Genomic DNA, 22,336 nt, shown 5'->3' on the forward strand with positions numbered 1-22,336 from the left:
GCTCCCAGGTCAGGGGAAATGCCGAGTTCGAGACCAATTTGTGACTGGTGTGGCTGATGGTGAAAGAGAGGCCCCTGCGACTAGGCTGGCACCCATGGCCAACAAGACCGCCGCCCGGTCCCGAGCCCGTTCGAGCACGTCAAAGGGCAGTTCGGGAACCAAGTCGCGGGCAGCAAGTAAGCCGGCGAAGCGCCCGGCCCCGCCTCGGCGCAAACCCGCGCCGCGCCGCTCACCGTCGCGCTTTGCCGCCGCAGGCGCCGCCATGGGCCGGGGAACCCGGGCCGGCTGGTTGATGGTTGCCAAGGGCGCAGGCTCCACCGCGCGTTCGGTCGGCCGGGCTCGTGATCTGGAGCCGGGCCACCGGCGCGACGGGATCGCGCTGGCGCTGCTGGGGCTCGCGGTCGTCGTCGCCGCCAGCTCCTGGTTCGATGCCGCCCGGCCCGTAGGCGGCTGGATCGACATGGTGTTGCGCACCGTGGTCGGCGGCGCCGTCGTGCTGGTGCCCATTGTGCTCGGCGTCATCGCCGTCGTCCTGATGCGCACCGAGCCCAACCTCGACGCCCGGCCCCGGCTGATCCTGGGTTCGGTCATGATCGCGCTGCCGGTGCTCGGCCTGTGGCACGTGTGGGCCGGTGCACCCCTGGATTCGATCGCGCGCCGCGATGCCGCGGGATTCATCGGTTTCGTCATCGGCGGCCCGCTCTCGGACGGTCTGACGGTGTGGATCGCGACGCCGTTACTGGTGATCGGTGTGCTGTTCGGGGTGTTGCTGTTGACCGGCACGACCATCAGGGAGCTGCCCGACACGTTGCGGGACATGTTCAGCACTCGTGGCTTCGACGACGACTATGACGACGAGTACGACGAAGACGACTACTACGACGATGGCGCCGAGGCCGTCACCGATGACTTCTCCGACGCCTACTACGACCGCGACGACGACCTCGGAGCTGCCGACGCACAGCAGTGGCCGACCGCCGAGTTGCCCGCCGGAACGCCGATGGACAACTATCCGCTGCCGGTCGAGGAGGCCCCCACGGCTCCGGAGCCCGTTGCGGCCAAGCCCCCGCCCCGCAGGCCCAAGCCGGAACCGAAGAAGCCCAAGAAGTCCGAGGACGACGCCCTGGTGGTGGACCGGGTCGTCGAGGGGCCCTACGTGCTGCCCTCGCTGGAGCTGCTGGTGGCCGGGGACCCGCCGAAGTTGCGGACCGCCGCCAACGACCAGATGGAAGACGCCATCACCTCGGTGCTGCAGCAGTTCAAGGTCGACGCGAGCGTCACCGGTTGCACCCGCGGCCCGACGGTGACCCGCTACGAGGTCGAACTAGGCCCCGGCGTGAAGGTCGAGAAGATCACCGCGCTGCACCGCAATATCGCCTACGCCGTGGCCACCGAGAGCGTCCGCATGCTCGCGCCGATTCCCGGCAAGTCCGCCGTCGGTATCGAGGTGCCCAACACCGACCGCGAAATGGTTCGGCTGTCCGATGTGCTCACCGCGCCGTCGACCCGCCGTGACCATCACCCGCTGGTGATCGGGCTCGGCAAGGACATCGAGGGCGATTTCATCTCCTGCAACCTGGCCAAGATGCCGCACCTGCTGGTGGCCGGTTCGACCGGTTCGGGTAAGTCCAGCTTCGTCAACTCGATGCTGGTGTCGTTGCTGGCGCGGGCGACCCCCGAAGAGGTCAGGATGATCCTGATCGACCCGAAGATGGTGGAGCTGACGCCGTATGAGGGCATCCCGCACCTGATCACCCCGATCATCACCCAGCCGAAGAAGGCCGCCGCCGCGCTGTCCTGGCTGGTGGAGGAGATGGAGCAGCGCTACCAGGACATGCAGGCGTCTCGGGTGCGTCATATCGACGTGTTCAACGAGAAGGTGCGCAGCGGCGAGATCAGCACCCCGCTGGGCAGCGAGCGGGTCTATAAGCCCTATCCCTACATCCTGGCCATCGTCGACGAGCTCGCCGACCTGATGATGACGGCGCCGCGTGACGTCGAAGAAGCCATCGTGCGTATCACCCAGAAGGCGCGCGCCGCCGGTATCCATCTGGTTCTGGCCACTCAGCGTCCCTCCGTGGACGTGGTCACCGGTCTGATCAAGACCAATGTGCCGTCCCGATTGGCGTTCGCGACGTCGTCGCTGACCGACAGCCGCGTCATCCTCGACCAAGCCGGCGCCGAAAAACTGATCGGTATGGGTGACGGGCTGTTCCTGCCGATGGGGGCCAACAAGCCGATCCGCATGCAGGGTGCCTTCATCACCGACGAGGAGATCCACGCCGTCGTCGAGGCCACCAAGTCCCAGGCCGAGCCGGAGTTCGTCGAGGGCGTCACCAAGGCCAAACCGACCGGTGGCGAGCGCGGCGATGTCGACCCCGACATCGGCGACGATATGGATGTGTTCCTGCAGGCCGTCGAGCTGGTGGTGTCCTCGCAGTTCGGGTCCACCTCGATGCTGCAGCGCAAACTGCGGGTGGGATTCGCCAAGGCGGGACGCCTGATGGATCTGATGGAGACCCGCAATATCGTCGGTCCGTCCGAGGGCTCCAAGGCACGCGAGGTGCTGGTCAAACCCGACGAGCTGGCCGGCACGCTGGCGTTGATCCGGGGCGGCTCGGACGCCAACGGCGGTGACGACGACGAGGACGAGCCCGACTTCTAGCGCGATTTGTGGAGCGTGAGCCGTCACCGTCGCGGCCCACGCTCCACAAATCGCTAGAGGGTGAGCAGCATGCGGGTGTTGCCGAGGATGTTCGGCTTCACATAGGACAGGTCCAGGAACTCGGCCATGCCGGTATCGAAGGACCGACACATCTCCTCGTAGACCTCGGCGGTCACCGGGGTGCCCTCGATCTCGGTGAAACCGTGCCTGCCGAAGAAATCGGTCTCGAAAGTCAGCACGAAGATGCGCTGCAGGTGCAGTTCGCGTGCCACGTCGAGCAGCTGTGCGACCACCCGGTGCCCGACACCCTTGCCGCGGACCTTGGGATGTACCGCGACGGTGCGTACCTCGCCCAGGTCGGCCCACAGCACGTGCAGGGCACCGCAGCCCACGATCTCACCGCCGGCCTCGGCCACCCAGAACTCCTGCACCGCCTCGTAGAGGTTGACCAGGTTCTTCTCCAGCAGGATCTTGCCCGCATAGATGTCCACGAGATCCTTGATCGCCGGCACATCGGAGGTGCGGGCCCGGCGCACGACAAGGGCATCTGGGACTTGATCGACCGCCTCGCTCACAGCAGCGAGAGTATCGGCAAGAGCAACCGATATTCTGTTTCGGTGCCGGGCCAACCAGATACCGATCCAGTGGTTCCCCGTGCGTCCGTCGCCAACGTCGCCAATCTGCTGACCGGTGTCCGATTTGTGCTCGTGCCGGTCTTCCTGGCCGCCCTGTTCGCCGGTGACGGTCACGAGACGTCCTGGCGAACAATCGCTTTCGCCGTGTTCACGACGGCGGTCATCACCGACCACCTGGATGGCGCCCTGGCCCGCGCCTACGGCATGGTCACCGAATTCGGCAAGCTGGCCGATCCGATCGCCGACAAGCTGCTGATCGGCTCGGCGCTGATCGGGTTGTCGATGCTCGGCGATCTGCCCTGGTGGATCACGATCGTCATCATGGTCAGGGAGATCGGTGTCACAGTGTTGCGATTGGCGGTGCTCCGGCACGGGGTCATCCCGGCCAGCCGCGGCGGCAAGGTGAAAACGCTGGTCCAGGCGGTCGCGATCGGTCTGTTCATCCTGCCGATCTCGGGGCTGTGGTTGACCACGGCCACCGCGATCATGTGGTTGGCCGTCCTGCTGACCGTGCTGACGGGTGCCGACTACGTGGTGTCGGCGGTGCGCGACTCCCGGGCCCGACCGTCCACCTGAGCGAGTGCGGTGCCCGTGGGGAACCAACAGGACCCCGAGGGCGTTGATCCTGATATGACGACACTGCTGCGTGAGGTGATCGGCGACGTGCTGCGTAGCGCACGGACCGGGCAGGGGCGGACGCTGCGTGAGGTGTCCGACGCGGCCAGGGTCAGCCTGGGCTATCTGTCCGAGGTGGAGCGGGGCCGCAAGGAGGCCTCCAGCGAGCTGCTCAGCGCCATCTGCGACGCTCTGGACATCCCGATGTCGCGGGTCCTCTTCGACGCCGGTGAGCAGCTCGCCCGCCAGGAGCATGCCGCCAGCGGCGTGACAGGTATCGATGCCAGCACCAAGGTCGTGATCCCTCAGGTCGTGTCCATGGCGGTGGCTTGATCGGGTGCGGAAACGATAGGTTGACCCCAAGACGTTGCGCACCTCCGAATTGCGAAGGCGGGAAACTTCATGGCCAATCCGTTCGTCAAGGCATGGAAGTACCTCATGGCGCTGTTCAGCTCCAAGGTCGACGAATATGCCGATCCGAAGGTTCAGATCCAGCAGGCGATCGAGGATGCTCAGCGCCAGCACCAGGCCCTGACACAGCAGGCCGCACAGGTCATCGGAAACCAGCGTCAGCTGGAGATGCGCCTGAACCGCCAATTGGCCGATATCGAGAAGCTGCAGGCCAACGTCCGCCAGGCGCTGACGCTCGCCGACCAGGCGACCGCGGCCGGTGACGCCGCCAAGGCGACCGAGTACACCAACGCCGCCGAGGCGTTCGCCGCGCAGCTGGTGACCGCCGAACAGAGCGTCGAGGACCTCAAGGCATTGCACGATCAGTCGCTGCAGGCCGCAGGCCAGGCGAAGAAGGCCGTCGAGCAGAACGCGATGGTGTTGCAGCAGAAGATCGCCGAGCGCACCAAGCTGCTGAGCCAGCTGGAGCAGGCCAAGATGCAGGAGCAGGTCAGCGCTTCGCTGCGGTCGATGAGCGAGATCTCGGCACCGGGCACCACCCCGAACCTCGACGAGGTGCGCGAGAAGATCGAGCGTCGGTACGCCAATGCGATGGGTGCCACCGAGCTGGCACAGAACTCGGTACAGGGCCGCATGATGGAGGTCCAGCAGGCCAGCGTGCAGATGGCCGGACACTCCCGTCTCGAGCAGATCCGCGCCTCCATGCGCGGCGAGGCGCTGCCCGCGGGTGACGCCGCCGCGCCGACGGCCAATCCGGCCGCCAATCCGCCGGCTGCTGCCCCGGAAAACCCACTCTCGCAATAGTTCTGGAGGAGATATGGCCGCGGGACCGCGATCGGGGCGCCGAGGGCGTTGGCGCGCAGTGGCCGAGCGGGGCCTCCAGGGCGGGATAGACACCGCCGCCGAGTTCTCCGGCCTGCTGGCGAGCAAACTCGCGGCCATGTCCGACCCGCGAGCCAAGCTGCTGCGCAAGCGCCGCTGGGCGCTTCGCCTGGGTCTGTTCTTCGGCCTCAGCAGCGGCTTCTGGATTCTGGTGACCGCGTTGCTGGCGGTATGGAGCACCCCGGTGTGGGCCTTGATCGTCACCGGCGTGGTCGCCGCGGGTGCCGCGTTCCCGGCCACCCTGCTCTTCCTGCGCTACCGCTGGTTGCGTGCCGAACCGCTGCCCGCCGGTCCCACTGCCAGGCGGATGCCGCCCTGGGGTTCGGCGGCCCGCAAACCGATGGCCGACCTGGCGTCCTCCGAGCGCGGGCTGTACTCGTTGCTCGGTGTGCTCCGGCGCAGCCGGATGCTGCCCGAGGCCGACCTGCGCGATATCGAGATCGCCGCCGGACAGACCGCGGTCACCATGGCCGCGACCGCCGACGAGGTGGTCGCCATGGAACGCACCGCCTCGGCCTCACCGCGCTCGCGCGCGCATCTGGCGCCGACAATCGCGTCCTTCACCGGGCAACTGCAGCGCGGAGCCCGTCAGTACGACGAAATGGTGACCGCGGCAGCCCAATTGGTGTCCTCTCTGAACGCTGGTCCGGTATCGCATTCGCCGATGGCCCAGCAGCGCTACCGTGACGAACTGGTCAACGCCACCGACCGGCTGCAGGGCTGGGCGCAGGCCTACAGCGACCTCCGCGAGATCGGGGTCCGGCGCGGCGCCTGATCAGATGTCGTGCGTGCCCAGCTCGGCGGAATCCGGGCGCGGGCCGAACCGATCGATGTAGGACTGGTGCTTGGCGGCGTCGCGTTGCCGCGCCAGCGCGTCGACCAGAGCTGGGTTCAAGCCGTGTACACGCAACATGTGGCGACGCCAGATCTTGTTCAGTGCATGGGAGAAGTAGATGAACGGGATCAGGATGGGCACCGTCATCGACAGGTGCACATACAGCGTGGTGGGGATGAGCCAGAAGGGCGCGAGCACCAACACCGCCGGGACCAACACCCGTAGCATCAATCGCCGCGTGGCGCCCGGACCGGCCAGGTCGTTGCGGACCCAGTCGAGCATCGAATCGGGGAGCCGACGGCCCAGACAGTAACCGATCAGCTGGAACAGATTCGGTTTCGACCTGGTCATCGCAACCCGGTCATCGCAGCCGAGGCCGCAGCGCGGGGATCACCGCTCCGGCCAATCCGCGCACCAGCGCCTTGGTCATGTCGAACATGTCGAAATAATCGCGCCAGAGGGTGATGCGACCGTCGCGGACCTCGAACACGCCGCAGACCCAGAACTGCAGCCGCACCGGACCGATGATCAGGACATCGGTGCGCTCGTTGAGCACGACACCACCATCGGAAGCGGTCCGGTGGATGGCCACGTCGAACCCGAAGGCGGGCCGGTCCAGACCCCGGAACACGGCAAGGACGCGTCGACTTCCCCGAACGGTCGGAAACCCGACGTTCTGGTAGACGATATCGTCGTCGATCAACGCTGCCGCCGTGTCGAGGTCGGGTCCACGCAGCGAGAACAGGAACTTCTCCACCGTCGCGATATCGGCGGCGTCGGTGCTGGTCGGGGATGCCTGGTCGGTCATGGAACTCAGCGTATGTGACAGGGTGTGCGGTGTGCGCGTAGCTGTGGTGGCCGGACCGGATCCCGGGCATGCCTTCCCGGCGATCGCGCTGTGCCTGCGGTTGCGCGAGGCCGGCGATGCTCCCGTCCTGTTCACGGGCGAACAGTGGCTGGACACTGCCCGGTCGGCAGGGCTGCACGCCGAGCTGTTGGCGGGCCTGGACCCCGAGGGCACCGACGACGACGGTGATGCGGGTGCCAAGATCCATCGTCGGGCCGCGCGGATGGCGGTACTCAATGTGCCAGGAATACTTGCCATCGCACCCGATCTGGTGGTCTCCGACGTCATCACCGCGTGCGGCGGGATGGCCGCCGAGCTGCTCGGTGTGCCCTGGATCGAGCTGAACCCACATCCGCTCTACCTGCCTTCGAAGGGTCTGCCGCCACTGGGCAGCGGCCTCGCACCCGGGGTTGGCCTGCGCGGGAGAATGCGCGACACGGTGATGCGCGCGCTGACGGCACGCTCCATCCGGGCAGGCCATCGGCACCGGGAGCAGGCCAGGATGGCGATCGGACTGTCGGCCCGCGAACCTGGACCGTTGCGGCGACTGATCGCCACGTTGCCTGCCCTCGAGGTTCCGCGACCGGACTGGCCTGCCGAGGCAGTCGTTGTCGGCCCCTTGCATTTCGAGCCCACCGAGGCGGTGCTGGAGCCCCCGCCGGGCGGCGGCCCGCTGGTGGTCGTGGCGCCCTCGACCGCCGTGACCGGGGCCGCGGGGCTTGCCGAACTGGCGCTGACCGCCCTGCGGCCAGGCCGGGAACTACCCGCCGGGGCACGCGTGGCCATCTCGCGCCTCGGCGGTCCCGAGCTGGCGATGCCGGAGTGGGCCGTGGCCGGGCTGGGACGTCAGGACGCGCTGTTGGCCCGCGCCGATGTGCTGGTCTGCGGTGGTGGTCACGGAATCGTCGCCAAGGCCTTGCTGCACGGGGTGCCGCTGGTCACCGTCCCGGGTGGTGGTGACCAATGGGAGATCGCCAATAGGGTGGTGCGCCAGGGATCGGGACGTCTGATCCGGCCGTTGACCCCCGAGTCGCTATCGGCTGCCGTGGCCGCCGTGCTGGCGGATCCTGGATACCGCGATGCCGCGCAGCGGGCCGGGTCCGGTGCCGAGGCGGTGACTGATCCGGTACGGGTGTGCCATGACGCGCTGGCTCCGACCCGCTAGTGGTCGGTAGGTTGGCGGCGTGCGTCTCACCGAGTTCAACGATCGTGTCACCGGCCGGTTCGGTGCCGCCTACGGCGCGTCGGTGCTCGTGGATCATGTACTCAGCGCGCTGGGAGGTCGGACCGCCGCCGAGGCCATCGAGGCAGGGGTCGAGCCGCGGGATGTGTGGCGGGCGCTGTGCGCGGATTTCGACGTGCCGCGCGATCAGTGGTGACCGGTCGGGCCTACCGGCGGGCGAGCACCCGATCCAGGAACTCCACCTGATCGATACGGACCCGCGGATCCAGATAGATGTCGAAGTGGCCGTACGGATAGCGGCGCAGCTCACCGCGGGGAGCGCGTTCGGCCGTGGTGACGGTCGATCGCGGCGGCGCGGTGGTATCGCTGTCACACACGCACACCAGCACCGGCATCCGTAGCCGCCGGGCCGCGCGTACCGGTCGGTAGAAGGGGAAGCGCAACATGAGGCGCGCCGAAAATTCGTTGCGCCACAGCGACTCCGGTCCCACGATCGCGGCGAAGCCCGGCTGTGCGTCCGGCGCGGTCATCGCCGCGACCGTGCCGGGTGCCCCGACGGCGGGTATCAGCAGCGGCGGCCCGCCCCGCCAGGCCCGGATCTGATCGCGGATCGCGGCGATCGTGATGCGTGCCGATGTCAGCGGCGCGACTTTGGCCAGGGTGGGCAGCGCATCGGTGAACGGCGCCTGGGAGACCACGGCCGCGATGGACGGCTCGTCTGCGGCGATGGCGAGCACGTGACCGCCGCTGAATGAGGATCCCCACAACACGATGCGGTTCGCGTCGATGCCGTCGAGTCCGCGGGCCCACTCCACGACGGCCCGGTAGTCCGCGTGCTGGGCGGCGATGTCGATCAGTTGACGGGGCCGACCGGTCGACGCGCCGAAACCGCGGTAGTCGAACAGGGCGACGGCGTAACCGGCCGCGCAGAATGCCTCGGCGTAGGGCGGCAGGCCGTCGTCACGGGTGCCGGAAAACCCGTGGGCCATGACGACGCAGGGCGTGTCGACGCCTGGCGTGTTGTCGGTGTCGGGCCGGTACAGGTATACGGCGAGTTCTGCACCGGCGAAGGGAATCCGCAGGTCCGCACGCTGAGTCATCGCCCGAGAATACCGACCTGCGACACCCGCGCCCGCGATGCGCGGCGTGTCACCTTGCCTTCGAACACCTGTTCGCTAATGTGGTGATCATTCGGCCGGAGTCACTTGTCGGTGGTGCGTTCTAGTCTCGCAGCCAACCGACCGGAACCCCGGTCAACCGCACGACTACGGAGAGGTACTCCCATGGCGCCACAGGCTCCCGATCGCGAAAAGGCACTCGAACTGGCGATGGCCCAGATCGAGAAGAACTACGGCAAGGGTTCGGTGATGCGCCTCGGTGAAGAGGTTCGCCAGCCCATCTCGGTCATCCCCACCGGCTCCATCTCGCTGGACGTGGCGCTGGGTATCGGCGGTCTGCCGCGCGGCCGCGTCGTCGAGATCTACGGCCCGGAATCCTCGGGTAAGACCACCGTTGCGTTGCACGCGGTGGCCAACGCCCAGGCCGCCGGCGGTATCGCGGCGTTCATCGACGCCGAGCACGCGCTCGATCCCGAGTACGCCAAGAAGCTGGGGGTGGATACCGACGCCCTGCTGGTGTCCCAGCCCGATACCGGTGAGCAGGCGCTGGAGATCGCCGACATGCTGGTGCGGTCCGGGGCCATCGACCTGATCGTCATCGACTCGGTCGCCGCCCTGGTGCCGCGCGCCGAGATCGAGGGTGAGATGGGTGACAGCCATGTCGGTCTGCAGGCCCGCCTGATGAGCCAGGCGCTGCGCAAGATGACCGGCGCGCTGAACAACTCGGGCACCACGGCCATCTTCATCAACCAGCTGCGCGAGAAGATCGGCGTGATGTTCGGTTCGCCCGAGACCACCACCGGTGGTAAGGCGTTGAAGTTCTACGCCTCGGTGCGCCTGGATGTGCGCCGTATCGAGACGCTCAAGGACGGAACCGACGCCGTCGGTAACCGCACCCGCGTCAAGGTCGTCAAGAACAAGGTGTCTCCGCCGTTCAAGCAGGCCGAGTTCGACATCCTGTACGGCCACGGCATCAGCCGCGAGGGCTCGCTCATCGATATGGGTGTCGAGCACGGCTTCATCCGCAAGTCCGGTTCGTGGTTCACCTACGAGGGTGAGCAGCTGGGACAGGGCAAGGAGAATGCCCGTAAGTTCTTGTTGGAGAACGGCGATGCGGCCAACGAGATCGAGAAGAAGATCAAGGAGAAGCTCGGTATCGGTGCCGTGCTGACCGATGATGACGTTCTGCCCGCCCCCGTCGACTTCTGAGAAGCCGGCCGGACCCAAACGGGAGGAGCAGGCGCGGGACGTATGCCTTCGCCTGCTCACCGTCCGGGCCCGCACTCGGGCCGAGCTGGAAACCGCGCTGACCAAACGCGGCTTCCCCGACGATGTCAGCGCGCGGGTGCTCGACCGGCTGGTCGAGGTGGGGTTGCTCGACGACGCGGCGTTTGCCCAGGAGTGGGTCCGTAGCCGTCGGACCAATTCGGGAAAGGGTAAGCGCGCGTTGGCCGCCGAGCTGCGCACCAAAGGTGTCGACGACGAATTGATCGCCGAGACGCTCGACAGCGTCGACGCGGGCGAGTGGCGGGTCCAAGCCGAGCGCCTGGTCGCCGACAAGTTGCGTCGGGAACGCCTCGATGACGAGCTGAAGGTGATCCGCAGATTGGTCGCGATGCTGGCTCGTCGCGGGTACAACCAGGGCATGGCCTTCGACGTGGTCCGCGAAGGATTGGCGGCAGAGCGTGAACGCCGGGCGGTTTAGATCAGCACGTCGAGCACCTGCGTCAGCCTCGTCACGCCGTCGGAGCCGAGGAAATGCCCGGCTCCTGGGACCACGACGGCGGTGGTCCCCAGTGACGCGGCGAGACGGTCGGTGTGTTCGATCGGGACGTAATCGTCTGCGTCGGAACGGAACAGCGCCAGCCGGTCGATACGTTCTGCCAGCCCGTCCACCGGGCATCCGCCGTTGATGTAGTCGTTGAGATTCGGCAGGGCCGGACACGGATCGACAAACCCGGAAACCAGGACCAGGGCGCCGAGTCGCCAGGGCGTGCGAAGTGCGGCCAGATATCGCAGCACGGTGAGACATCCGAGACTGTGTCCCACCACGATCGTTTCTGCGTTCGGGATGCCGACGGTGTCGCGCACGGTACGCAACCACGGTCCGGGCTCGGGTGCCTGCGGACTCGGCATGGCAGGCACCGAGGTGGTGATGCCACGGGTGTCGAGCTCTTCGGCCAGCCAACCGAACCAATGGTCGTGCGGCGTGGCCGAATATCCGTGGATGATTACGGCACGCCGTGCGGTTGTCGATGTCATGCACCCGACGCTAAAGCTTCACGCCCGCGTGAATGTCAAGACCGAGTCCGGAATTCACCGTCGTGCTGATCGGTGAGCTGGCCGCGGCGGCCGGTGTCAGCGCCCGTGCACTGCGGCATTACGAGGACCGTGGACTGCTGGTTCCCGGTCGGACCGCCAACGGTTACCGGCGGTATGACCGGGAGGATGTCACCCGGGTGAAGCAGATCCAGCTGATGATCGGTGCCGGGCTCGGCGCATCCACCATTCGGCGGTATCTCGACTGTGCCCGCACCGACGAGCGAGGGACATTCCTGCACATGTGTCCCGACCTGCGGGCCGCTCTGGACGAGGTCGCCGGCCGTCTCGACAAGCGCCAAGCCCAGCTCACCGAAACCCGGTTGCGGCTGCGGACGCTGGCCGCCGGAGCGGCGGCCTCAGATCAGGAATCCGCCGTCGACATTCAAGTTGATACCGGTGATGTAGCCCGAATCGGGGGAGGCCAGAAAGGCCACGGCGCTGGCGACATCACCGGTGTTGCCGTAGTGCCCGACGGCCAGTAGCGGGGTCATCTGCTCGGCGAGTGGGCCCTCGGCGGGGTTCATGTCGGTGGCGATGGGCCCCGGCTGGATGTTGTTGACGGTGATACCGCGCGGCCCGAGTTCGCGGGCCAGGCCGCGGGTGAATCCGGCGACCGCCGCCTTGGACAGCGCATACACCGAAAAGGCCGGCACCGGAACGCGTTCGGCGTTCACGCTGCCGATGTTGATGATGCGCCCGCCCGTGCTCAGGTGTGGCACGGCGGCCTTGGTGGCCACGAATACGCCACGCACGTTGATGTCCACGATGCGGTCGAATTCCTCGAGATCGAAGTCCTCGATGAGTGCGCCGGAGGCGACACCGGCATTGTTCACCAGGATGTCCAGGCCGCCGAGTTCGGCGGCGGCGGACTCGACCGAGGCGGTGACTGCCTGCGCGTCGGCGGAGTCGGCCGCAATGGCCACCACCTTGGCGCCCGCGGTGGTCAGTTCGTCGACCAGTTGTTGTGCCGGGGTGGGCGAGGAGTTGTAGGTGAAGGCGACCGACGCACCGTCGGCGACCAGGCGGCGCACGATCTGGGCGCCGATACCGCGCGAGGCGCCGGTCACCAATGCGCGGCGGCCTGCCAGTGGTGCAGTACGGGTGTTATCGGTCATGACGTCCTCCGAGAGCTGGAACGGTTCGTGCCGAACCGATCGGTTGTTGACTCTTGTGGAGATAACAGTGCGCGCCGTGCTTCATTCCCGGGTGTGATCCCGCGGATCCGAACGCGGCTACTGCAGTCCGCGTTCCAACGCGGCCAGCAAGCGCAGCGCCGCGGGGAGATCGCGGTGGTCGTCGAGTGCGCCACCGATGGCATCCGCTATGACGGATGCCCAGACAGCGCGGATGCGGGCGAGGTCTTCGGCGGCCAGTTCGGTTGTGCGAAGTAGGAATTGGCGATTGTCGGCCGGATCCGGCGTTCGTTCGACCAGGCCCTTGCGTTCCAGGTCGCGCAGCGCCCGGCTCAGGTTGCTGCGTTGCAGGGCGGTTCCGGTCGCGACCGCGCTGGGGCCGATGCCGGGGTGGTGGTCGATATAGCGCAGCACCGTCACCTCGGTCGTGGAGAGGTCGAGTACGGACGGATCGGCCATGGTGCGGGCCCGGATCGCGCGGGAGACCGCCATCAGGAGGTCGGCCAGGTCGGCGAGCTGCTCGGTGTGAGCGGATCGAGCTTGCATGATCGCCACCCTACCTGATAGTTATAGTTATATAACTATCATTTGATAACCAATTTGGAGCCGCTGCATGACCACCTCTGTCGACACCCCGCGCGCGGACGCGGCACCACGGATCACCGTCGGCCTACTCGTCACCCTTGCGCTGTTGTCGGCGGTGGCCCCGTTCGCCACCGACCTCTATCTGCCCGCCTTCCCCGAGATGGTCGACGATCTGCATACCTCGCCGACCACGGTGCAGCTGACCCTGACCACGTTTCTGATCGGTCTGGCGCTGGGGCAGTTGATCTTCGGCCCGCTCTCGGATCGCTACGGGCGGGTGAAGCCGCTGTGGATCGGTGCCGCGATCTGTGTGGGTGCGAGTGCGGTCGCGGTGTTCGCGCCAACCATCGAGGTGCTCATCGCCGCCCGGCTGGCGCAGGGCCTGACGGGTGCGGCGGGTATGGTGATCGGCCGCGCCATCATCTCCGACCTGGCCACCGGCCGTGCCGCTGCCCGGGCCTTCAGCCTCATGATGATCGTCGGCGGCATTGCTCCGATCGTTGCTCCGCTGGCCGGTGGTTTCCTTGTCGGTCCGGTGGGTTGGCGCGGCGCGCTGGCGATCATCCTGGTGCTGGTCGCTCTGATGCTCATCACCGCGCTCATCGTCATCCGCGAGACGCACACCGAGGAGCGTCGCACCGCGCTGCGGGCCGAGAAAGTCACCGCAGGCTCGCCATTGCGTCAATTGCTCGGGCGTCGTTACATCGGCAACGTTGTCGCGTTCGGTTTCGCCTTCGCGGTGCTGATGGCCTATATCTCGGCCTCACCGTTCGTCTACCAGACGATGATGGGCCTGAGTGCCGCCCAGTACGGCGCGGTATTCGGTGTCAATGCTCTCGGCCTGCTGCTGGTGAGTGCGCTGAGCGCGCGGCTGTCGGCCCGCACCGAACCGCATGTGCTGGCCACCGCCGGGCTGGCGGTCATTTCCGTCGCCAGCGTCGTGGTGCTGGCGCTGGCCTACACCGACCTCGCGGCAGGCTGGCTGGCGCTCCCGCTGTTCGCCGCCGACGCCGGCATGGGTCTGGTCTTCGGCACCACCACTGCTCTGGCTCTGTCGGCAGCGCCGCGGGCGGCCGGGAGCGCCTCGGCGGTCCTGGGTGCCACCCAGTTCCTGTTGGCCGCCGCCGTCTCACCCCTGGTGAGTCTTGCCGGTGAGCACACCGCGGGCCCGCTGGGCATCGTGATGGTGTGCTGCTCGGTGATCGCCTGCGCCGGTCTGGCGCTGGCCCGCAATCACACTCCCGATCCGTCCTGAACGATCGGCCGTGCCGCCTGCGGTTCAGGGCCCTTCTTGGACCGCCGCAGCCTGGCCTCGAGTCGCGTGGCCAACGAGGAGAGGGCAAAGTTCAGCCCGATCATCAACACCGCGATGACCATCAGCGCCGGGATGTAGTTGCTATAGGCGGACCCGACGCTCTGCGCCTGGCGAACCATCTCGACGAACGTGATCTGATAGCCGATCGCGGTGTCCTTGAGGACCACGACCATCTGTGACACCAGAACCGGCAGCATCGAGGTGATGGCCTGGGGGAGCTGCACGCTGGCCATCGTCTGGGTCCACGTCATGCCCAGCGCCGAGGCGGCCTCGGCCTGGCCGCGGGGCAGCGCGTGCACACCGGTGCGCACGATCTCGGCGATCACCGCCGCGTTGTACAACGTCAGGCCGGTGATCACCCCGGCCAGTGCCAGGTATTCCGAGGCGAACACCCCGTACATCGCGAACAGTGCGTATGAGAACAGCATCATGATCAGCACCGGTACCGCGCGGAAGAACTCCACGAACACGCCACAGCCCCAGCTGATGGCCCGCACCGGCGAGAGCCGTCCGATCCCGAGCAGGCAGCCCAACACCAGGGCCAGCACGATCGACACCGCGGCGGCGGTCAGCGTGCCCTTGATACCGGGCAGCACGTAGGTGGTCCAGAGATCGGCGGTGAAGAACGGCTCCCACTTGGCGGCATCGAACTGCCCCGCGGAGGCGAACTTCCACGCCACCCAGCCCAGGATCGCGGCGAACACCAGGGCCGTCAGAACGGCCAGGACCATGTTGATCTTGCGCGCGCGGGGACCGGGCGCATCGAACAGGACGGACGAGCCTGTCATCAGTGCTCTCCGCTCTTCGCGCAAGCGCTCATGTGCTCACTGCTCTTCGCGCGAGCGCTCATGTGTTGTCTGTTCTTCGCGCAAGCGCTCATGTGTTGTCTGTTCTTCGCGCAAGCGCTCATCACCGCAAAACCGCCCAGCGCCTGCCCAGCCACCCGAACAGCAAGCCCATCGGCAGGGTCAGGATGACGAACCCGATGGCGAAGATGGAACCGACCACCAGCAGTGCCGAGGTGTTCTCCACCATTTCCTTCATCAGCAGTGCCGCCTCGGCGACACCGATCGCCGAGGCGATGGTGGTGTTCTTCGTCAACGCGATCAGCACCGAACCGAGTGGGATGATGACCGCTCGAAAAGCCTGCGGCAGCAAGATGATCCGAAGATTCTGCGAGAAGGTCAGGCCGAGCGAACGCGCCGCCTCGGCCTGACCCATCGGCACGGTGTTCACCCCGGAGCGGATGGACTCACACACGAACGCCGCTGTGTAGACCGTCAGCCCGAGGACCGCCAGGCGGAAGTTGCTGTCGACGATCGACGTCGGCGACGTCGGGTCGGTCAGCGTGATGTGCAGCGTGTTGGCCAGGCCCAACGAGCAGAACACCAGGATCAGGGTCAGCGGGGTGTTGCGCACCACGTTGACATAGCTGGTGCCCACCGCCCGCATCACCGGTACCGGTGAGAGCCGCATTGCGGCCAGGGCGGTGCCCAGTACCAGTGCACCCATCGCCGCATACACGGTCAGCTCGATGGTGACCAGGAACGCGGCGAAGATCCGGTCCTGGTACTCGCTGAAAACTTCCACCCGGTGGATCCGCCTACTTCGTGACGGCGGGCGGCTGGGGTGTGGCGATACCGGCCGGGCCCAGATTCTTCTCGAACGCTGCGGCCCACTTGCCCTCGGTCTCCATCTTGGTGATGGCGTCGTTGATCTTGGTCTGCAGGTCGGTGTCGTCCTTCTTCAGCCCGATGCCGTAGTTCTCCTGCGAGAACGGTTCACCGACGAGCTTGAAGGTGCCCGGCTGTTGGGCGGCATACCCGGCCAGGATCACCTCATCGGTGGTCACCGCATCGATCGCGCCGCTCTTGAGCGCCTCCACGCAGGCCGAGTAGGTGTCGTACTGCTGCAGCTGGACGCCGGGGTACTTGTCCTTGATGCGCTGGGCCGGGGTCGAGCCGGTGACCGAGCACAGCTTCTTGTTGTTCTCCAGCGATTCGGCGCCGACGATGTCGGAATTGTCCGCCCGCACCAACAGGCTCTGGCCGGTCACCAGATAGGGACCGGCGAAGCTGACCTTCTCCTTGCGCGCGTCCGTGATCGAGTAGGTGGCGGCGATGAAGTCCACCTGCCCGTTCTGGATCAGCGTCTCGCGCTGACCGGACGGGGCTTCCTTCCACTCGATCTGATCGGGGGTGTAGCCGAGCTGTTCGGCCACATAGGTCGCCACATCGACATCGAACCCGCTCATCGACCCGTCCGGGTTCTTCAGGCCCAGGCCCGGCTGGTCGAACTTGGTACCGATGACCACCTTGTTCTCGTCACCGCCCGATCCGCCGCCGCAGGCGGCCAGGGTGAGTGGCAGTGCTGCGGCCAGGACGGCGGCAGCGGCCACCCGAACTCGAAATGACATCACGTGCTCCTTCGATTCAGTGATTGAGAATCTTGCCGAGGAAGTCCTTGGCACGGTCGGATTTCGGATTGCCGAAGAACTCCTCCGGCTCGGCGTCCTCCACGATCGCGCCGTCGGCCATGAAGACCACCCGCTGTGAGGCACGCCGCGCAAAGCCCATCTCGTGGGTGACCACCAGCATCGTCATCCCCTCGGTGGCCAGATCGGTCATGACGGCCAACACCTCGTTGATCATCTCGGGGTCCAGCGCGCTGGTGGGCTCGTCGAAGAGCATCACCTTCGGACTCATCGCCAACGACCTGGCGATCGCGACACGCTGCTGCTGCCCACCGGAGAGTTGCGCGGGGTACTTGTCGGCCTGATTGGCGATACCGACGCGCTCCAGCAGCTTCATCGCGTCGGCACGCGCTGCGTCCTTGGCGATCTTGCGCACCTTGACCGGGGCCAGCATGACGTTCTCGATGATCGTCTTGTGGGCGAACAGGTTGAACGACTGGAACACCATCCCGACGTCGGAGCGCAGCTGGGCCAGCTTGCGGCCCTCCTCGGGCAGCACCTCGCCGTCGATGGTGATGGTTCCCGTGTCGATCGGCTCGAGCCTGTTGATGGTGCGGCACAAGGTGGATTTGCCCGAACCCGACGGACCGAGCACCACGACGACCTGACCGCGCGGGACGTCGAGATTGATGTCCTTGAGCACGTGGAGATCGCCGAAATGCTTGTCGACAGCCTGCATCGAGATCATCGGGACCGAAGCCGCGGTGGTCATGGGCCCTGACCCTACCCAGGGAACGCTCAGGATGGGCGGTATCGACACCCCCGTAACATGATCGTCGTGAGTTCCATGGTTGCTGCCGACGCACAGGCGGATCTTGCGGCACCCGCCGACGTCGACGTGCGCACCTATCAGGTGCGCACCTACGGCTGCCAGATGAACGTGCACGATTCCGAACGGCTGTCGGGCCTGCTCGAGGCCGCCGGTTACGCGCGCGCCGCCGAGGGTGCCGATGCCGACATCGTGGTGTTCAACACCTGCGCGGTGCGCGAGAACGCCGATAACAAGCTCTACGGCAACCTCAGTCACCTCGCGCCGCGCAAGGCGGCCGATCCGAACATGCAGATCGCGGTCGGCGGGTGTCTGGCCCAGAAGGACCGCGACACCGTCCTGAAGAAGGCTCCGTGGGTCGATGTTGTGTTCGGTACCCACAACATCGGGTCGCTGCCGGTCTTGTTGGAGCGGGCCCGTCATCAGCGGGTGGCCCAGGTCGAGATCGCCGAGGCCTTGCAGGAATTTCCTTCGGCCCTGCCAGCCGCGCGCGAATCAGCCTATGCCGCTTGGGTTTCCATCTCGGTCGGCTGTAACAACACCTGTACGTTCTGCATCGTGCCCGCGTTGCGCGGCAAGGAGGTCGATCGCCGTCCCGGCGAGATCCTGGCCGAGGTGCAGACGCTGGTCGACCAGGGTGTGCTCGAAGTCACGTTGCTCGGCCAGAACGTCAATGCCTACGGCGTCTCCTACGCCGACCCGACGATCGCGCGTAACCGGGGTGCCTTCGCGGAGTTGTTGCGTGCCTGCGGAACCGTCGACGGGCTGGAACGGGTTCGGTTCACCTCGCCGCATCCGGCCGAGTTCACCGACGATGTGATCGAGGCGATGGCCACCACGGCGAATGTCTGTCCCACGCTGCACATGCCGTTGCAGTCCGGATCCGACCGCATCCTCAAGGCGATGCGTCGGTCCTATCGCGCCGAGAAGTTCCTCGGGATCATCGACCGTGTCCGCTCCGCCATACCGCAGGCGGCCATCACCACCGACATCATCGTCGGGTTCCCCGGCGAGACCGAAGAGGATTTTCAGGCCACCCTCGACGTGGTGGCCCGAGCGAGATTCGCCAGCGCCTTCACCTTCCAGTACTCCAAGCGGCCGGGAACCCCCGCCGCGACCCTGCCCGACCAGCTGCCCAAAGAGGTTGTCAGCGAGCGGTATCAACGGCTCGTCGACCTCCAGGAACAGATCTCGTGGTCGGAGAACAAGGCACAGGTGGGCCGTGAGGTCGAGTTGCTGGTGGCCGCGGGGGAGGGGCGCAAGGACGCCGCCACCGCACGCCTGTCCGGCCGCGCACGCGACGGTCGGTTGGTGCATTTCCACGCAGGGGGCGCCGACGTGCGCCCCGGCGACATCGTCACCACCACGGTGACCCGTGCCGCCCCCCACTTCCTGGTGGCCGACGGCCCGCTTCATACCCATCGCCGCACTCGCGCCGGCGATGCGCACGCCGCGGGCCTGCGGCCGGTGACCGGCGTCGGCCTCGGCATGCCGGGCATCGGCGCGCCGGCGGCGGCCACCACCACCGATTGTTCGACGACTGGATGCGCATTGTGAGTGAGAAGAATCCGCCGGAGTTCGAGGACTTCAAGGACGACCTGGAAGCGGCCGAACGCCGCGTCGCCGCCGAGATCGACCCCGGTGCCCGCGCGATGGTGGTGGCGGTCTGCGTCTTCGTGCTGCTCGGCACCTTCGTGCTGCCGCACACCGGATCGGCGCGCGGACTGGACATCCTGGTGGCCAGCGATGTCGCCCACAGCACCGGACTGTCGTTGCCCTCACGCGTGTTCGTCTGGCTGGCGTTGGTGTTCGGCGTCGGGTTCTCGATCCTTGCGCTGCTGACCCGGCGCTGGACGCTGGCCTGGATCGCGCTGGCGGGCACCACCGTCGCCTGCCCGGCCGGCATGCTCGCGGTGTGGTCCCGGCAGACCGCGAGCGGTGATCTGCCCGGGCCCGGCATCGGATTGATCATCGCCTGGATCGCGGTGCTGGTCCTGGCCTTCCACTGGGCGCGGGTGGTGTGGACGCGTACCGCGGTGCATCTGAGTGCCGAGGAAGAGCGGCGCGCGGCGATCGCCGCCCAGCAGCGCAAGTCGCTGCTGGACGACGAGGGCTAACGTTTCTTGGTGACGGCCTCGGCGGCCGTATCCGCCCACTCGCGCCACTGCGCGGCACTGGCCCGGGCCTTCTCGGCGTCCTTGGTCTTGCCGGCCGCCTCGGCCTTCTCCGCCTGGCGCTCGAATTGTTCGGCCCGTTCCCGGAACTGGTCGGCACGGGCCTTGGCCTCGGCATCGGTGTGATCGACGGTCTGCGCGTCGCGGACCTTCTTCTCCACCGCCCGCAACCGGCGTTCCAGATCTGCCGACCGCTCACGGGGAACCTTGCCGATGGCGTCCCACTTGTCGCCGATATTGCGCAACGCGGACAGGGCGGCCTTGGGGTCGGAGACGTCGATGCGCTCGGCCTCGGTCAGCAGCTTTTCCTTGGCGTCGGCATTGGCGCTGAACTCGGCGTCCCGCTCGGCGTGTACGGCATTGCGGGCGGCGAAGAACGTGTCCTGGGCGGCCTTGAAACGTGCCCACAGCGCATCGTCGACATCCTTGGCCGCACGTCCGGCCGCCTTCCACTGGGCGAGCAGATCGCGGAAGGTCGCCGCGGTCGCTGCCCAGTCCGTGGAATCGCTGAGCTTCTCGGCCTTCTCGCACAGGGCCTCCTTGGCCTGGCGCGCACCGACGCGTTCGCGATCGAGCTCGGCGAAATGCGAACCCCGGCGCCGGTTGAACGTCTCGCGCGCCGCCGAGTAGCGCTTCCACAGCGCGTCGTCGGTCTTGCGGTCCAACCCGGTGATGGTGCGCCACTCGTCGAGGATGGCCCGGAGCCGGTCGCCCGCGGCCTTCCACTGGCCGGTGGCGTTCGCGATCTCCTCGGCCTCGGCGGCCAGGGCTTCCTTGCGTGCGGTCTGTGCCGCGCGGTGCTCATCGCGCCGGGCGCGTTCCTCGGCGGCGGCCCCGTCGGCGTGTTCGAGGATGCTGTTCAACCGGGCCTGCACCGAGTCGACATCACCGAGAACCGCGGCCGTAGGCAGCGTCTCCAGCAGCGTCGTCGCGGCGGACTTGATCTTGCGGGCATCCCCGCTGCCGGCGGCCAGCCGGGTTTCCAGCAGCACGACCTCGGTGTTCAGATCGTCGAAGCGGCGACCGAAATGGGTGTAGGCCGCCTCGGCGTCGCCGGCCTGCCAGGACCCGATGACGCGCTCACCGGCAGAGGTGATCAGCACGACCGTGCCGTCGTCCTCGACGCGGCCGAACCGGTGCGGGTCCACCGACGGCGGCACGACCGGCGCGGCGGCCGCCGCCGGCCGGGGATGGGGTGCGGGCCGCGGTCCGGGCCGCGGGATCGGTTTCGGTGTCGGTTTGGGCGCCGATGTCTCGGCGGTCTCGCCCGGCCCTGAATCGCTGCTTGTCATCTCTTCCTCGCACTCCCGCGCGGTTTGACCCGCGCACCTGCCGCGCGACGCGGCGCCCGATGCTTCCGCCCGTTATTCAAGCAGGTCGGTCCCGTCCGTGCGCACAGCTTCGCGATGCGTGGGCGATCTGCGGTTGCGATCCGAACCGCTTTACCGGCAACCTCAGGACCCGAACCCCCGAGGAGGCCGCGTTGGACAAGGCGGATATCGCCGCACTACTGGCGCTCGGTGCCGCCCTGTTCATCGCCATCGGCGATGTCATCCACCAGCGCTCCGCCCACGAGGTGACCGACGAGGACGTCAGCCACCTCACGCTGTTCCTGCGACTGCTGCGCGACCGGGTCTGGTGGGTCGGCAGCCTGGTCTCGGCGGTCGGGTTCGGTCTGCAGGCCGCAGCGCTGGGATTCGGATCGGTATTGCTGGTGCAGGCGCTGCTGGTGACCTCGTTGCTGTTCGCGCTGCCACTCAATGCCCGGGCCTACCGGCGCCGGGTCACCCGCTTCGAATGGACGTGGGCGGTGCTGCTGGCGATCTCGGTGGCGGTGATCGTGACCGTCGGCAACCCCACGGAAGGCCAGGCCCGCGCCGGGACGGAGGCCTGGCTGGCCGTCGTCGCCGTGCTGGGCCCGCTGCTGGTGCTGTGTGTGGCCGGCGCGCGGATCTGGTCCGGCAAGCCGATCGGGGCGATCCTGCTGGCGGTGGTGTCCGGCGCGCTGTGGGGCATCTTCGCGATCCTCACCAAGGCCGTGGTGGACCGACTGGGCGACGGGTTGTGGGAGCTGCTGCGCACCCCCGAGCTGTATGCGTGGGCGCTGGTCGCGGTGGCAGGCACCGCGTATCAGCAAGCGGCCTTCCGGGCCGGCGCGATCACGGCGTCGCTGCCGACGATGACGGTGACCGAACCCGTCGTCGCCTCCGCGCTCGGCGTCGTGGTGCTGGGGGAGGCGTTGCGCCCCGGCGAGGCGGGCTGGATCACCCTGGTGGCCGCGGTGGTGGTGATGGTCCTGGCGACCGCGGCGCTGGCGCGCGGTGAGGCGGGCTGGGCCGACGAGCAGGTTTCGCCCGCGCGCTAGCGTGAAGAC

Annotated in this window: 25 protein-coding genes and 1 pseudogene; 14 read left to right on the forward strand and 12 right to left on the reverse strand. The window is 67.4% G+C overall.

What is annotated here, in order from left to right; all coding sequences use genetic code 11:
• Nucleotides 1-94 precede the first annotated feature (94 nt).
• The gene (locus FBY28_RS23355) at nt 95-2,665 is read left to right on the forward strand and encodes an FtsK/SpoIIIE family DNA translocase (RefSeq protein ID WP_174241719.1); all 2,571 of its coding nucleotides are present in this window, start codon (nt 95-97) and stop codon (nt 2,663-2,665) included.
• 53 nt (nt 2,666-2,718) lie between these two features.
• Here the strand turns inward: FBY28_RS23355 and FBY28_RS23360 are convergent, their stop codons facing one another.
• Nucleotides 2,719-3,240: an amino-acid N-acetyltransferase gene (locus FBY28_RS23360; RefSeq protein ID WP_174241720.1), complete on the reverse strand. Its 522-nt coding sequence runs from the start codon at nt 3,238-3,240 to the stop codon at nt 2,719-2,721.
• A 42-nt stretch (nt 3,241-3,282) separates the two neighbouring features.
• Here FBY28_RS23360 and pgsA point away from each other — a divergent pair, with 42 nt between their 5' ends.
• The 4 genes from pgsA (at nt 3,283) to pspM (ending at nt 5,983) form a co-directional block, all read left to right on the forward strand.
• Nucleotides 3,283-3,876: a CDP-diacylglycerol--glycerol-3-phosphate 3-phosphatidyltransferase gene (gene pgsA / locus FBY28_RS23365; protein ID WP_174241721.1), complete on the forward strand. Its 594-nt coding sequence runs from the start codon at nt 3,283-3,285 to the stop codon at nt 3,874-3,876.
• Nucleotides 3,877-3,930: 54 nt separating this feature from the next.
• Nucleotides 3,931-4,248 (forward strand): transcriptional regulator ClgR, encoded by a 318-nt coding sequence (gene clgR, locus FBY28_RS23370; protein WP_141869584.1) that lies wholly within the window; start codon nt 3,931-3,933, stop codon nt 4,246-4,248.
• A 69-nt stretch (nt 4,249-4,317) separates the two neighbouring features.
• A complete protein-coding gene (pspA, locus tag FBY28_RS23375) occupies nt 4,318-5,130 on the forward strand; it encodes a phage shock protein PspA (protein WP_141869585.1) in 813 nt (270 codons plus the stop codon).
• 13 nt (nt 5,131-5,143) lie between these two features.
• Nucleotides 5,144-5,983 (forward strand): phage shock envelope stress response protein PspM, encoded by an 840-nt coding sequence (gene pspM / locus FBY28_RS23380; RefSeq protein ID WP_174241722.1) that lies wholly within the window; start codon nt 5,144-5,146, stop codon nt 5,981-5,983.
• On the opposite strand, the gene FBY28_RS23385 is transcribed toward pspM, so the two are convergent.
• Together FBY28_RS23385 and FBY28_RS23390 are read right to left on the reverse strand one after the other, a co-directional pair.
• On the reverse strand, nt 5,984-6,394 hold the full coding sequence (locus FBY28_RS23385; RefSeq protein WP_019513028.1) for a DUF5313 domain-containing protein: 411 nt from the start codon (nt 6,392-6,394) through the stop codon (nt 5,984-5,986).
• Between the two features lie 10 nt (nt 6,395-6,404).
• A complete protein-coding gene (locus tag FBY28_RS23390; protein WP_019513027.1) occupies nt 6,405-6,851 on the reverse strand; it encodes a limonene-1,2-epoxide hydrolase family protein in 447 nt (148 codons plus the stop codon).
• Nucleotides 6,852-6,882: 31 nt separating this feature from the next.
• On the opposite strand from FBY28_RS23390, the gene FBY28_RS23395 reads away from it, so the two are divergent.
• Nucleotides 6,883-8,055, forward strand: a complete 1,173-nt coding sequence (locus FBY28_RS23395; RefSeq protein WP_141869586.1) for a glycosyltransferase — start codon at nt 6,883-6,885, stop codon at nt 8,053-8,055.
• Nucleotides 8,056-8,074: 19 nt separating this feature from the next.
• Nucleotides 8,075-8,269, forward strand: coding sequence for a DUF3046 domain-containing protein (locus FBY28_RS23400; protein ID WP_019513025.1), 195 nt, complete (start codon nt 8,075-8,077; stop codon nt 8,267-8,269).
• Between the two features lie 10 nt (nt 8,270-8,279).
• On the opposite strand, the gene FBY28_RS23405 is transcribed toward FBY28_RS23400, so the two are convergent.
• Nucleotides 8,280-9,173: an alpha/beta hydrolase gene (locus tag FBY28_RS23405; protein ID WP_141869587.1), complete on the reverse strand. Its 894-nt coding sequence runs from the start codon at nt 9,171-9,173 to the stop codon at nt 8,280-8,282.
• Between the two features lie 183 nt (nt 9,174-9,356).
• Between FBY28_RS23405 and recA the strand changes: the two genes are divergently transcribed.
• Together recA and recX are read left to right on the forward strand one after the other, a co-directional pair.
• Nucleotides 9,357-10,400 carry a recombinase RecA gene (gene recA / locus FBY28_RS23410; protein WP_019513023.1) on the forward strand — a complete coding sequence of 348 codons (1,044 nt, stop codon included), beginning with the start codon at nt 9,357-9,359 and terminating at the stop codon, nt 10,398-10,400.
• Nucleotides 10,366-10,896, forward strand: a complete 531-nt coding sequence (recX, locus tag FBY28_RS23415) for a recombination regulator RecX (RefSeq protein WP_216847918.1) — start codon at nt 10,366-10,368, stop codon at nt 10,894-10,896. Before recA ends, recX begins: the two co-directional genes overlap by 35 nt.
• Here recX and FBY28_RS23420 read toward each other — a convergent pair.
• Nucleotides 10,893-11,453 carry an RBBP9/YdeN family alpha/beta hydrolase gene (locus tag FBY28_RS23420; protein WP_141869588.1) on the reverse strand — a complete coding sequence of 187 codons (561 nt, stop codon included), beginning with the start codon at nt 11,451-11,453 and terminating at the stop codon, nt 10,893-10,895. The two genes, recX and FBY28_RS23420, sit on opposite strands and share 4 nt — an antisense overlap.
• A gap of 32 nt (nt 11,454-11,485) precedes the next feature.
• Between FBY28_RS23420 and FBY28_RS26495 the strand changes: the two are divergent.
• Nucleotides 11,486-11,704 (forward strand): annotated as a pseudogene (locus FBY28_RS26495) (MerR family transcriptional regulator); the annotation flags it as partial.
• 165 nt (nt 11,705-11,869) lie between these two features.
• Here the strand turns inward: FBY28_RS26495 and FBY28_RS23430 are convergent.
• Together FBY28_RS23430 and FBY28_RS23435 are read right to left on the reverse strand one after the other, a co-directional pair.
• Nucleotides 11,870-12,628, reverse strand: a complete 759-nt coding sequence (locus tag FBY28_RS23430; protein WP_174241723.1) for a 3-oxoacyl-ACP reductase family protein — start codon at nt 12,626-12,628, stop codon at nt 11,870-11,872.
• A 117-nt stretch (nt 12,629-12,745) separates the two neighbouring features.
• Nucleotides 12,746-13,192, reverse strand: coding sequence for a MarR family winged helix-turn-helix transcriptional regulator (locus FBY28_RS23435; protein WP_141869589.1), 447 nt, complete (start codon nt 13,190-13,192; stop codon nt 12,746-12,748).
• 67 nt (nt 13,193-13,259) lie between these two features.
• Between FBY28_RS23435 and FBY28_RS23440 the strand changes: the two genes are divergently transcribed.
• The gene (locus FBY28_RS23440) at nt 13,260-14,486 is read left to right on the forward strand and encodes a multidrug effflux MFS transporter (RefSeq protein WP_141869590.1); all 1,227 of its coding nucleotides are present in this window, start codon (nt 13,260-13,262) and stop codon (nt 14,484-14,486) included.
• Here the strand turns inward: FBY28_RS23440 and FBY28_RS23445 are convergent.
• From FBY28_RS23445 to FBY28_RS23460, 4 genes are all read right to left on the reverse strand, one after another.
• A complete protein-coding gene (locus tag FBY28_RS23445; RefSeq protein WP_141869591.1) occupies nt 14,465-15,334 on the reverse strand; it encodes an amino acid ABC transporter permease in 870 nt (289 codons plus the stop codon). The two genes, FBY28_RS23440 and FBY28_RS23445, sit on opposite strands and share 22 nt — an antisense overlap.
• 121 nt (nt 15,335-15,455) lie before the next feature.
• Nucleotides 15,456-16,136 carry an amino acid ABC transporter permease gene (locus FBY28_RS23450; RefSeq protein ID WP_141869592.1) on the reverse strand — a complete coding sequence of 227 codons (681 nt, stop codon included), beginning with the start codon at nt 16,134-16,136 and terminating at the stop codon, nt 15,456-15,458.
• 13 nt (nt 16,137-16,149) lie between these two features.
• Nucleotides 16,150-16,962 (reverse strand): glutamate ABC transporter substrate-binding protein, encoded by an 813-nt coding sequence (locus tag FBY28_RS23455; RefSeq protein WP_141869593.1) that lies wholly within the window; start codon nt 16,960-16,962, stop codon nt 16,150-16,152.
• A 16-nt stretch (nt 16,963-16,978) separates the two neighbouring features.
• Nucleotides 16,979-17,707 carry an amino acid ABC transporter ATP-binding protein gene (locus FBY28_RS23460; RefSeq protein ID WP_141870421.1) on the reverse strand — a complete coding sequence of 243 codons (729 nt, stop codon included), beginning with the start codon at nt 17,705-17,707 and terminating at the stop codon, nt 16,979-16,981.
• Nucleotides 17,708-17,806: 99 nt separating this feature from the next.
• Between FBY28_RS23460 and miaB the strand changes: the two genes are divergently transcribed.
• Nucleotides 17,807-19,345, forward strand: coding sequence for a tRNA (N6-isopentenyl adenosine(37)-C2)-methylthiotransferase MiaB (gene miaB, locus FBY28_RS23465; protein ID WP_141870422.1), 1,539 nt, complete (start codon nt 17,807-17,809; stop codon nt 19,343-19,345).
• A complete protein-coding gene (locus tag FBY28_RS23470; protein ID WP_141869594.1) occupies nt 19,342-19,905 on the forward strand; it encodes an Rv2732c family membrane protein in 564 nt (187 codons plus the stop codon). The genes miaB and FBY28_RS23470 overlap by 4 nt, the downstream gene beginning before the upstream one ends.
• Here the strand turns inward: FBY28_RS23470 and FBY28_RS23475 are convergent.
• The gene (locus tag FBY28_RS23475) at nt 19,902-21,254 is read right to left on the reverse strand and encodes a DUF349 domain-containing protein (RefSeq protein ID WP_141869595.1); all 1,353 of its coding nucleotides are present in this window, start codon (nt 21,252-21,254) and stop codon (nt 19,902-19,904) included. The two genes, FBY28_RS23470 and FBY28_RS23475, sit on opposite strands and share 4 nt — an antisense overlap.
• A gap of 191 nt (nt 21,255-21,445) precedes the next feature.
• Between FBY28_RS23475 and FBY28_RS23480 the strand changes: the two genes are divergently transcribed.
• Nucleotides 21,446-22,327: a DMT family transporter gene (locus FBY28_RS23480; RefSeq protein WP_141869596.1), complete on the forward strand. Its 882-nt coding sequence runs from the start codon at nt 21,446-21,448 to the stop codon at nt 22,325-22,327.
• The last annotated feature ends 9 nt before the right edge of the window (nt 22,328-22,336 follow it).

It is taken from the genome of Arthrobacter sp. SLBN-53 (assembly GCF_006715585.1).
Taxonomy (GTDB): domain Bacteria; phylum Actinomycetota; class Actinomycetes; order Mycobacteriales; family Mycobacteriaceae; genus Mycobacterium; species Mycobacterium neoaurum_A.

Bases quoted from the DNA above. Each gene is read 5' to 3' on its own strand.
- FBY28_RS23445 (WP_141869591.1), bottom strand. From the start codon at position 15,334: ATGACAGGCTCGTCCGTCCTGTTCGATGCGCCCGGTCCCCGCGCGCGC.
- recX (WP_216847918.1), top strand. From the start codon at position 10,366: ATGATGACGTTCTGCCCGCCCCCGTCGACTTCTGAGAAGCCGGCCGGA.
- FBY28_RS23440 (WP_141869590.1), top strand. From the start codon at position 13,260: ATGACCACCTCTGTCGACACCCCGCGCGCGGACGCGGCACCACGGATC.
- pspA (WP_141869585.1), top strand. From the start codon at position 4,318: ATGGCCAATCCGTTCGTCAAGGCATGGAAGTACCTCATGGCGCTGTTC.
- FBY28_RS23405 (WP_141869587.1), bottom strand. From the start codon at position 9,173: ATGACTCAGCGTGCGGACCTGCGGATTCCCTTCGCCGGTGCAGAACTC.
- FBY28_RS23390 (WP_019513027.1), bottom strand. From the start codon at position 6,851: ATGACCGACCAGGCATCCCCGACCAGCACCGACGCCGCCGATATCGCG.
- FBY28_RS23475 (WP_141869595.1), bottom strand. From the start codon at position 21,254: ATGACAAGCAGCGATTCAGGGCCGGGCGAGACCGCCGAGACATCGGCG.
- FBY28_RS23455 (WP_141869593.1), bottom strand. From the start codon at position 16,962: ATGTCATTTCGAGTTCGGGTGGCCGCTGCCGCCGTCCTGGCCGCAGCA.
- clgR (WP_141869584.1), top strand. From the start codon at position 3,931: ATGACGACACTGCTGCGTGAGGTGATCGGCGACGTGCTGCGTAGCGCA.
- pspM (WP_174241722.1), top strand. From the start codon at position 5,144: ATGGCCGCGGGACCGCGATCGGGGCGCCGAGGGCGTTGGCGCGCAGTG.
- FBY28_RS23385 (WP_019513028.1), bottom strand. From the start codon at position 6,394: ATGACCAGGTCGAAACCGAATCTGTTCCAGCTGATCGGTTACTGTCTG.
- miaB (WP_141870422.1), top strand. From the start codon at position 17,807: ATGGTTGCTGCCGACGCACAGGCGGATCTTGCGGCACCCGCCGACGTC.
- FBY28_RS23430 (WP_174241723.1), bottom strand. From the start codon at position 12,628: ATGACCGATAACACCCGTACTGCACCACTGGCAGGCCGCCGCGCATTG.
- FBY28_RS23420 (WP_141869588.1), bottom strand. From the start codon at position 11,453: ATGACATCGACAACCGCACGGCGTGCCGTAATCATCCACGGATATTCG.
- FBY28_RS23460 (WP_141870421.1), bottom strand. From the start codon at position 17,707: ATGATCTCGATGCAGGCTGTCGACAAGCATTTCGGCGATCTCCACGTG.
- recA (WP_019513023.1), top strand. From the start codon at position 9,357: ATGGCGCCACAGGCTCCCGATCGCGAAAAGGCACTCGAACTGGCGATG.
- FBY28_RS23355 (WP_174241719.1), top strand. From the start codon at position 95: ATGGCCAACAAGACCGCCGCCCGGTCCCGAGCCCGTTCGAGCACGTCA.
- FBY28_RS23435 (WP_141869589.1), bottom strand. From the start codon at position 13,192: ATGCAAGCTCGATCCGCTCACACCGAGCAGCTCGCCGACCTGGCCGAC.